This window comes from Marinobacter sp. UBA5687, from assembly GCF_002420325.1.
GTDB lineage: Bacteria > Pseudomonadota > Gammaproteobacteria > Pseudomonadales > Oleiphilaceae > Marinobacter > Marinobacter nauticus.
In genome coordinates this window covers 7,607-16,252 of record NZ_DIHV01000009.1, presented here as the reverse complement: position 1 = coordinate 16,252, position 8,646 = coordinate 7,607, and the positions used below count along the sequence as shown (strand labels likewise).

9 protein-coding genes are annotated in these 8,646 nt (G+C 58.5%); 5 read left to right on the top strand and 4 right to left on the bottom strand.

From position 1 onward, the window contains the following. Together B3Y70_RS00675 and B3Y70_RS00670 are read left to right on the top strand one after the other, a co-directional pair. The coding region (locus tag B3Y70_RS00675; RefSeq protein WP_288589061.1) for a DUF1631 family protein at positions 1–261 on the top strand (261 nt) is incomplete at its 5' end. 35 nt (positions 262–296) lie between these two features. Further along, the gene (locus tag B3Y70_RS00670) at positions 297–1,031 is read left to right on the top strand and encodes a TonB C-terminal domain-containing protein (protein WP_273029692.1); all 735 of its coding nucleotides are present in this window, start codon (positions 297–299) and stop codon (positions 1,029–1,031) included. 8 nt (positions 1,032–1,039) lie between these two features. Here B3Y70_RS00670 and grxD read toward each other — a convergent pair whose 3' ends face one another. Beyond that, the gene (grxD, locus tag B3Y70_RS00665) at positions 1,040–1,366 is read right to left on the bottom strand and encodes a Grx4 family monothiol glutaredoxin (protein WP_014420735.1); all 327 of its coding nucleotides are present in this window, start codon (positions 1,364–1,366) and stop codon (positions 1,040–1,042) included. A gap of 200 nt (positions 1,367–1,566) precedes the next feature. Between grxD and argF the strand changes: the two genes are divergently transcribed. Then, positions 1,567–2,481 carry an ornithine carbamoyltransferase gene (gene argF / locus B3Y70_RS00660; RefSeq protein ID WP_023008850.1) on the top strand — a complete coding sequence of 305 codons (915 nt, stop codon included), beginning with the start codon at positions 1,567–1,569 and terminating at the stop codon, positions 2,479–2,481. Positions 2,482–2,484: 3 nt separating this feature from the next. Further along, positions 2,485–3,561: an ABC transporter ATP-binding protein gene (locus B3Y70_RS00655; protein WP_011785781.1), complete on the top strand. Its 1,077-nt coding sequence runs from the start codon at positions 2,485–2,487 to the stop codon at positions 3,559–3,561. A gap of 3 nt (positions 3,562–3,564) precedes the next feature. On the opposite strand, the gene glpK is transcribed toward B3Y70_RS00655, so the two are convergent. The 3 genes from glpK to B3Y70_RS00640 form a co-directional block, all read right to left on the bottom strand. Then, positions 3,565–5,046: a glycerol kinase GlpK gene (gene glpK / locus B3Y70_RS00650; RefSeq protein ID WP_273029695.1), complete on the bottom strand. Its 1,482-nt coding sequence runs from the start codon at positions 5,044–5,046 to the stop codon at positions 3,565–3,567. Between the two features lie 244 nt (positions 5,047–5,290). Further along, on the bottom strand, positions 5,291–6,862 hold the full coding sequence (locus B3Y70_RS00645) for an ATP-binding protein (protein WP_219194179.1): 1,572 nt from the start codon (positions 6,860–6,862) through the stop codon (positions 5,291–5,293). Between the two features lie 58 nt (positions 6,863–6,920). After that, positions 6,921–7,655, bottom strand: a complete 735-nt coding sequence (locus B3Y70_RS00640; protein ID WP_011785784.1) for a response regulator — start codon at positions 7,653–7,655, stop codon at positions 6,921–6,923. Positions 7,656–7,897: 242 nt separating this feature from the next. Between B3Y70_RS00640 and B3Y70_RS00635 the strand changes: the two genes are divergently transcribed. Continuing rightward, positions 7,898–8,646: GNAT family N-acetyltransferase (locus B3Y70_RS00635; protein ID WP_288589059.1), on the top strand; the 749-nt coding region annotated here is incomplete at its 3' end.

The window sequence follows — 8,646 nt, the reverse complement described above, 5'->3', positions numbered from 1 at the left end:
CTCGACACTATCGAAATTGGCAACTGGGTGGAGTTCCGCCTGGTCAACGGCACCAGCTTCCGCTGCAAACTCTCAGCCATTATTGATGAAGCGGACTGCTTTGTGTTCGTCAACCGTATGGGCCTGAAAGTCATTGAGAAAACCCGTGTTGAGCTGGCTCATGAGATGCGCCGTGGCCGCCTGACGCTGCTCGAACAGGGTGCCTTGATTGACCGGGCCCTGAATGCCGTCGTGGGCAACCTGCGCACAAAAACCGCCTGATATAGATGCCGGACACGGGTTTTCGTTCACCCTCAATGCCGGCATCCTATCGGCTCCTGCTAGCGGTTTCCCTGGCCATACTGGCTCACACTCTGGTACTGGCCGGGCTTCCATCGCCTCTGAAGGAGGCCCGGGAACTGACTCACCGGCTGGTTTTTACGCTGACAACCCCGGCGGCCGTCCCGACACCAGAGAACGTGGCAAACCCGGAACCGCCAAAGCCCAGGCACTCCGAGTTCGAGATCCCGCCGGCCGAGCCGGTGGTAACCTCGACAGAATCTACCTCCAGTGCTCCGCCCGAATCGCAAACCGTCACTGCGACACAGCCAGATTCCCCGAAGCGGACAACCGAAAGCACCCAAACCCGGGCAACATCCTTCGAATCCCCTGCATCAGTGGCTACACCTGCATTGACTGCACGTGCAAGCGAGGCCGTAGAAACGCCGGAGCCAGTAAAGCAAAAGACTGAGACTCCCGATGAAAGAGACCCTTTTGTCGCAAAACTCTCAAGTCATTTATCGGAATATCTCTTCCGAGAGACGATTAGGGTGCCTGTAGACTCGGAGGGATCAAAGACATGGATAGCAGAAATAGAACTCAGATTAATGGGAAATGGCGCGGTGACGGGCGCGAAAATCGTTAAATCAACGGACCTAAAGGATGTAGACGCCGCAATATACCGGGCGGCTTTAGAGGCAAGCCCCTATCCCGCTCCAGAGAGCGGGATAGGGGGTCGTTTTACGATAAAGCTTAAATACCGTTACGAGTAGCAGAATGATCAGGCTTCGGCCTGACCCGCAGCATCCTTGACCATCTTGGCCAGCTCGCCACTTTCTGACATTTCCAGAACGATGTCGCAACCACCCACCAGCTCACCGTTGATGTAGAGCTGCGGATAGGTTGGCCAGCTGGAATAGACTTTCAGGGCCTCACGCAGTTCCTGATTGTCGAGAATATTCACAAACGCAAAGCGCTCACCGCACGCCATCAGAGCCTGAACAGTACGTGCCGAGAAACCGCACTGCGGAGCTTGCGGGGTGCCCTTCATATAAAGAATAACCGGGTTCTCTTCAAGTTGGCTCTTGATGGTTTCATTGATGTCCATGAACTCATTCCTCTGGTTGGGAGTCAGCTTTGCCGCCAAACGGCCTTTGCGCTTATTGTACACGGGTGCCTCAGGCCTCAACAAACCGTCCGTTTTGACCCAGAACAACAGCACCGCGCCCGGCGTTGTTTTCAGGGTAGCGACGGGCTAGACTTGTTGGCTTTTCCGAACGGGCAGTTTGCTTGAAACAGGGGCCTTTCATGGCAGCAAGACATTTTCTGACACTGAACGACATGACCACGGCGGAACTGGAAGATCTGCTCGATCATGCTTCCAAATTACGCAAAGAGTGGCGTTCAGGCCAGACCAGGGACACCCTTAAAAACCGGGTGCTGGCAATGATCTTCGAAAAATCGTCCACCCGGACCCGGGTTTCCTTCGAAGCCGGCATGACCCAGCTCGGGGGTAGCGCCATGTTCCTCTCGCCCAAGGATACACAGCTTGGCCGCGGCGAACCGATCGAGGATTCTGCCATTGTGATCTCCAGCATGGTCGACGCGGTGATGATCCGTACCTTTGCCCACGAAACGGTCGAGCGCTTTGCCACTGCCTCCAGCAAGCCTGTGATCAACGCTCTCACCGACGAATTCCACCCCTGCCAGCTGCTGGCCGACATGCAGACCTATCGGGAGCTTCGCGGCAGCATCCGTGGTGCCACCGTGGCCTGGATTGGTGACGGCAACAATATGTGCCACTCGTACATAAACGCTGCAGAGCGTTTCGATTTCCACCTGAACGTTGCCTGCCCAGAGGGTTACGAACCGGATCAACAACTGATCGAACAGCATGCTGACAGGGTGACCGTTGTGCGCGCGCCAGAAGAGGCAGCACGAGGCGCCCAACTGCTGGTCACCGATGTCTGGGCTTCCATGGGCCAGGAAGACGAGCAGAAAGCCCGGGAAAAAGCCTTCCGCAGCTATCAGATCAACCCGGCTCTGATGGCTCAGGCCGACAAAGACGCCCTCTTCATGCACTGCCTGCCCGCCCACCGGGGTGAAGAGATTTCGGCAGACATGATGGACCACGAAAGCTCGGCAGTCTGGCATGAGGCGGAAAACCGGCTGCATGCCCAGAAAGCCTTGCTGGAATTCCTGATTCTCAATCGTCTGGACTGATCCATGCCCGAAGCCCTGGTGCCCCCCGCAGACTGGCTGCTGGAAGTAAACAATCTGTCCTGTGGCTACGGCGGTGATTCCGTCGTCAAGGACGTCAGCTTTGCCCTCAGCCACGGTGATATTGGCTGCCTGCTGGGCCCCAGCGGCTGTGGCAAGAGCACCATTCTCCGGGCGCTGGCCGGCTTCCTGCCGATTTCCCGGGGTGAAATCCGCCTGCAGTCACAGGCCATCAGCCTGCCCGGGCGGGCACTGCAACCGGAAAAGCGCAAGATTGGCATGGTGTTCCAGGACTATGCCCTTTTTCCGCATCTGAGCATTGCCGATAACGTCGGCTTCGGTCTGAAGTCATTAAGCAAAGCGGAACGTCGACAAAAGGTCATGGAGTTGCTGAACCTGGTGCACCTCCAGGACCTTGCAGACAACTATCCCCACGAGCTGTCTGGCGGCCAGCAACAACGGGTGGCCCTGGCCCGGGCACTTGCACCAGAGCCAACACTGATCCTGCTGGATGAGCCTTTCTCCAACCTGGACACGGATCTGCGCCGCCGGCTGAGCCTGGATGTGCGGGAAATCCTCAAGACTCTCGGCATCAGCGCCATCCTGGTTACCCATGATCAGCAGGAAGCCTTTGCCATGTGTGATCAGGTGGCGGTTCTCCGGGACGGGCAGATTCAACAGTGGGATGTGCCCTACAACCTCTACCATGAGCCGGCGAACCGGTTCGTGGCCAGTTTTGTCGGGCAAGGTGGGTTTATTCCCGGCAAGGCCCTGGGCCCTGACACCATAGAATCGGAACTGGGCGTCATCCATGGCAACCGGGCCTACAAATGGCAACCAGGCACCCTGCTGGACGTCCTGATCCGGCCGGACGACATTGTTTTCGATGAAGACTCAGAGCTGAAGCCAAAGGTGGTGGAAAAAACCTTTGCCGGAACCTCCACGCTCTATCGTTTCCGGTGTTCAGAAGACACTGAATTTGAGGCCCTGTTCCGGAGCCACCTGGACTTTAACCTGGGTGAGCAGGTACCGGTCCGGGTGGAGGCTGATCACCTGATCGCCTTCGAACGCACCGGCCACTGAACCTCAGTGATTACAGACTCGCTCAACAGCATCCAGCCAGCCGGCATAGAGTGATTCCCGCAGCCCCGGCGCCATATCCGGCCGGAACTGGCGCTCGCATTCCCAAAGCGACGTAATCTGCTCCAGGCTATCGAAAACCCCGGTCTGCAAACCCGCAAGGTAGGCCGCCCCGAGAGCCGTGGTTTCGGTCACACTTGGCCGGTCAACCGGCACATTGAGAATGTCCGATAAAAACTGCATTACCCAGTCGTTCACGGCCATGCCTCCGTCGACCCGCAGGGATTCCAGCCGGGCACCATCGTTGCGAATGGCGCGCACCAGGTCTTTGGTCTGATAGCACACCGACTGCAAACCCGCCGTGACAATCTCGGCAATGCCGGTATCCCGGGTCAGCCCCAGGATTGCACCCCGGGCGTTCGGGTCCCAGTGCGGGGCTCCCAGGCCGGTGAACGCGGGCACCAGATACACCGGATTATTCACACCGACCGTCGCCGCATGCTCCGCCGATTCCCGGGCATGGGAAATCAACCGAAGCCCATCCCTGAGCCACTGCATGGCGGCACCGGCAACAAAAATACTGCCTTCAATGGCATAGCAGGGTTTGCCGTTGAGGCGGTAAGCTACCGTCGTCAATAACCGGTTTTCAGAGCGCAGGGCCTGCTGGCCGGTGTTGAGCATCAGGAAACAGCCTGTGCCATAGGTACTCTTGGCCATTCCCGGCTCAAAACAGGCCTGGCCGATCAAAGCGGCATGCTGATCACCGGCAATACCGGCAATCATCACCGAAGCGCCCAGACATTCGGGTTCCGTCAACCCGTACTCAGCTGCACTGTCGAATACCTCCGGCAACAGAGCAGCAGGCACCCGAAACAGCTTGAGCAGCTGCGGGTCCCATTGCTGTGTATGGATATTGAACAGTGCAGTGCGGGACGCATTGGTGGCATCGGTACGATGGTGCTTGCCGCCGGTCAGATTCCAGAGCAACCAGGTATCAATGGTGCCAAAGGCCAACTCACCGGCTTCCGCGCGCTGGCGGGCACCGTCAACGTTGTCCAGAATCCACGCTATCTTGGTGGCAGAGAAGTAGGGATCAATCAATAATCCGGTGCGGTCAACCACCAGGGATTCATGGCCATCCTGGCGCAACTTGGTACACCAGGACGCGGTACGGCGATCCTGCCAGACAATGGCGTGATGAATCGGCTGCCCCGTCGCCCTGTCCCAGATCACAGTGGTTTCCCGCTGGTTGGTAATGCCGATGCCTGCGAGGTCAGATGCCTTAATCTTGCCGTTGCTCAGGGCTGAACGACAGACCGCCAGCGTACTGTCCCATATTTCCATAGCATCGTGCTCAACCCAGCCATCTTTGGGGAAGTACTGGTGAAACTCCTGCTGGGCAACGGCCACCTGAGCGCCTTTGTCATCAAACACGATGGCGCGGGAACTGGTGGTACCCTGGTCTATGGCAAGCAGATATCGGGACATCAAAACCTCCTGTTGTTTTCAGGAGATTCTAACAGGACGGGGATCGAGCGGTGTGACGCGGCGCGGAAATAAAAAAAGGGCCGGAAAAACCGGCCCTCAAATGACGAATGAAACAAGGAAAGTTCGTAAGAACTACAACCTCAAAAGTCATCCCTTACGCTTTGAAGTATTACCCAGGGCTGCGGAGGGTTCAGTTGTGGTTGTGTAGAGCTTTGTTACATCAGGTGAGGTACCGAGCACTGGTTCACAAATCCGGGTCTGCGGGCTTCAGGCGCGGCCAGACCAGGCTGAACCGGGCTCCGCCCAAGACATCACTGCGGCCCACAAACGCCTGCCCACCGTGCCAGTACAGAATCCTGCGAACAATGGACAGGCCCAACCCGTAGCCGCCTGAGGTGCGGGTACGACTGTCATCAAGCCGGGCAAAGGCGGTGAACACCTTCTCCCAATCTTGTTCCGGAATGCCCGGGCCATCGTCTTCCACATCAATCCGGCAATTATCTTCATCCAGATGGCAACTCACCCGCACACGGCCTGCGGCATAGCGCGCGGCATTGCCGACCAGGTTCTGAACCGCCCGGTGAATGTAACGAGGCTCCATATCGGCCTGTGCCCAGCGCTCCGAGGCTTCGTCAATCTGACACTCAATGTCGACTCCCTCCCGGATCAGCCGCTGTTCGGAGACAACCTGCCTGACTATATCCGTGACCGAGCCCTCCCGGAGACTGAACACCGGCCCGCCCTGCTCCAGCCGGGCATAGGTCAGGATCTCGTCAATCAGTTCGTCGAGCTCCTGGATGTCGCCATCAATGCCCTCGAGCTGCTTTTCGAGCACTTCCTGGGTACTACCGGATTCAATCATCTGAACGCCAAACCGGATACGGGCCACCGGCGTTCTCAGTTCGTGGGAAACCGCGTGAATCATTTCCCGCTGCACCTGCACCAGGCGCTGGATATGTTCCGCCATTCCATTGAACGAAGTCCCCAGCCGGGACACGAGCGTGCCCTGCTCGGATTCCACCCGGGCTCCCATCTCACCCCGGGCAATACGAATCGCTACCGACTCAACCTTGCGCAGATGACTCTCTACAAAACGCAACGCAAGAAACAGGGCCACTGCCAGCACGCCACCGACAACAGCGGTCAGCAGCAAGATAATCGGCCAGCCCCAGGGATTGAAGGGGGGAGGCAATGTCACCACAACCAACGCGCCTTCCGACAAACGAACCAGCGCCCTGGCACGGTTATCACCGTGTTCAAAAATCGCCAGCCCGGTGTCGCCAAGCCGCTCAAGCGCCTGCTGATCCGGCAGATCCTCGGCCTTCTGAACCAGACGGATATCGAGATTCAGAGACTCTGCCAATTGCTGCGCCACATCCGCACGCTGAGCCGCAGGGCTGGTATCCAGATGCCAACGCACCATCAACGAGATTGCCCGGGCCAGATCCCGGTAGGGTTGCTCCAGATGTATGCCGAGCACCTCGCCCCCGAGACCAAGGACATAATAGCCATACCCGCTATCGGTTGACTGCGCCACCACCTGGCCATAGCCCAGGCGCTCAAGCGCAACCTGGGAAAGCCCGAAGTCGGCCGCAACGCCACTGTGCAGACCAAACATCGGGGCCATCCAGTGATACTGACTGAGCGGATCCGGGGCCGCTGCCAGCCAACGCATAACCGGTGTCATGGCCTGCTCATGCCAGTATTGTTCGCGAACGGAGTTGATGCCGTTAAACAGCAGGACGCACACCAGCACGACCGCCGCCGCAATGGCAGCAATACGAGCGTAGGCTTTCAGGAAAAATTTCAGGGACATCGGGCCAACCCTGGTAACCGGCGTTGCCACCTTCGGGGCGGCAACGCCTCAGGCGCGATCAGGCTTCCTTGACGAACAGGTAGCCCTTGCTGCGAACGGTTTTGATACGGCGCGGGTGGATGGGATCGTCACCGATTTTCGGGCGGATCCTGGACACGCGAACGTCAATGGAACGATCCTGCCCATCGTACTCGATGCCCCGGAGTGCGGTGAAAATCTCTTCCCTGCTCAGCACCCGCCCGGCATTACTGGCCAGCAGCCAGAGCAGGTCGAACTCAGCACTGGTGAGGTCGATACTTTCGTCACTTAACCAGGCTTCACGCATGGAACGATCGACCACGAGGTCGTTGAACTGCAAACGCACCGGCTCCTCCCCGGACGTCTCCTGCCCGCTAACGGGCGAGGTTTCTACCCGGCGCAGCATGGCACGGATGCGGGCGAGCAGAACGCGCGGTTGGACCGGTTTGCCAATGTAGTCATCCGCGCCCATTTCCAGGCCCAGGACCTGGTCCAGGTCGTCTGTCCGGGCGGTGAGCATAATAATGGGGCCATTGAAGAACGGCCGTACCCGCCGGCAGATGGACAAACCATCTTCGCCAGGCAGCATCAGATCCAGAACCACAAGATCAGGCTGCTCGTTGCGGATCCGCTCAACAGCGGCTCCCCCGTGGGTTTCCAACGACACTGTCAGGCCATTGTTCTCAAGGTACTCGCGGGTCAGATCCGCAAGCCGCTCATCGTCCTCTACGATCAGGATTCGCCAACTCTCGTTTGTTTGTTCCACGCCATCCATCTCTGATTATTTTATTCCGGTTTCAGGGTTGTACACCCGACGATACAGGCAACGTTCAGTTACAGCAATTATACATGCTATTCAGAAATATACATGGAACCGCCAAAGGGTTACAGCCTGTGACACATATCCGTTTTCCTGAAAACGGTCTCGCACTGTCACAGAGACGTCACCCCGGCGTCACCCATCTGTCATACCCGCTTCATAGCCTTGACCTGAAACAGAAACACAGAGGCCAAGCCATGACTGCAACCACCGCGAGCCTTCAACCCCGCCGGGGCCGTAACCTGAGCACCGAACTGACCCGTGACCCGGAGCTCATAGAAGCGGCGCAGCGCCTGCGTTACCGGGTATTCTCCGAGGAGTATGGCAGCGATCTCGGCGCCACAATCCCGGGTATTGATGCCGATGCCTACGATGCGGCATGCGATCACCTGATCGTCACCGACGCAGACACCGGTGAACTGGTGGCCACCACCCGCATACTTCACCAGGACGATACGGCTTCCGTTGGCGGCTTCTACTCCCGAGGCGAGTTTGATCTCGCGGCTCTGGGAGCCCTGCCCGGAACACTGGCTGAACTCGGCCGCACCTGCGTGCACCCGGACTACCGCAATGGCGGCACCATCACGCTGCTGTGGTCAGCGGTGGCGGAGTACCTGGTGCAGCGCAACGTTACCCATCTGATCGGCTGCGCCAGTATCAGCATGGCCGACGGCGGGGCGAAAGCCTGGCATGTGGCCCGGCTTCTGCAACAACAGCATCTGTCTGAGCCGCATTGCCGGGTAACGCCAAAGCGCCAACTGCCACATCTTGCCCATCCGGAATCAGAACGCTCTGTGGACATACCGCCCCTGATCAAGGCGTACATGCGCCTGGGCGCAAGGGTCTGTGGCGAGCCTTGCTGGGATCCTGAATTCCGCTGTGCCGACATGCTGGTGCTGCTGGAGGTCAGTAACCTGGCCGGCCGCTACAGCCGGCACTTCCTGCG

Excerpts from the sequence above, each read along its gene's own strand:
- B3Y70_RS00655 (WP_011785781.1), top strand. The coding sequence starts at position 2,485 with ATGCCCGAAGCCCTGGTGCCCCCCGCAGACTGGCTGCTGGAAGTAAAC.
- B3Y70_RS00645 (WP_219194179.1), bottom strand. The coding sequence starts at position 6,862 with ATGTCCCTGAAATTTTTCCTGAAAGCCTACGCTCGTATTGCTGCCATT.
- B3Y70_RS00670 (WP_273029692.1), top strand. The coding sequence starts at position 297 with ATGCCGGCATCCTATCGGCTCCTGCTAGCGGTTTCCCTGGCCATACTG.
- grxD (WP_014420735.1), bottom strand. The coding sequence starts at position 1,366 with ATGGACATCAATGAAACCATCAAGAGCCAACTTGAAGAGAACCCGGTT.
- glpK (WP_273029695.1), bottom strand. The coding sequence starts at position 5,046 with ATGTCCCGATATCTGCTTGCCATAGACCAGGGTACCACCAGTTCCCGC.
- argF (WP_023008850.1), top strand. The coding sequence starts at position 1,567 with ATGGCAGCAAGACATTTTCTGACACTGAACGACATGACCACGGCGGAA.
- B3Y70_RS00640 (WP_011785784.1), bottom strand. The coding sequence starts at position 7,655 with ATGGATGGCGTGGAACAAACAAACGAGAGTTGGCGAATCCTGATCGTA.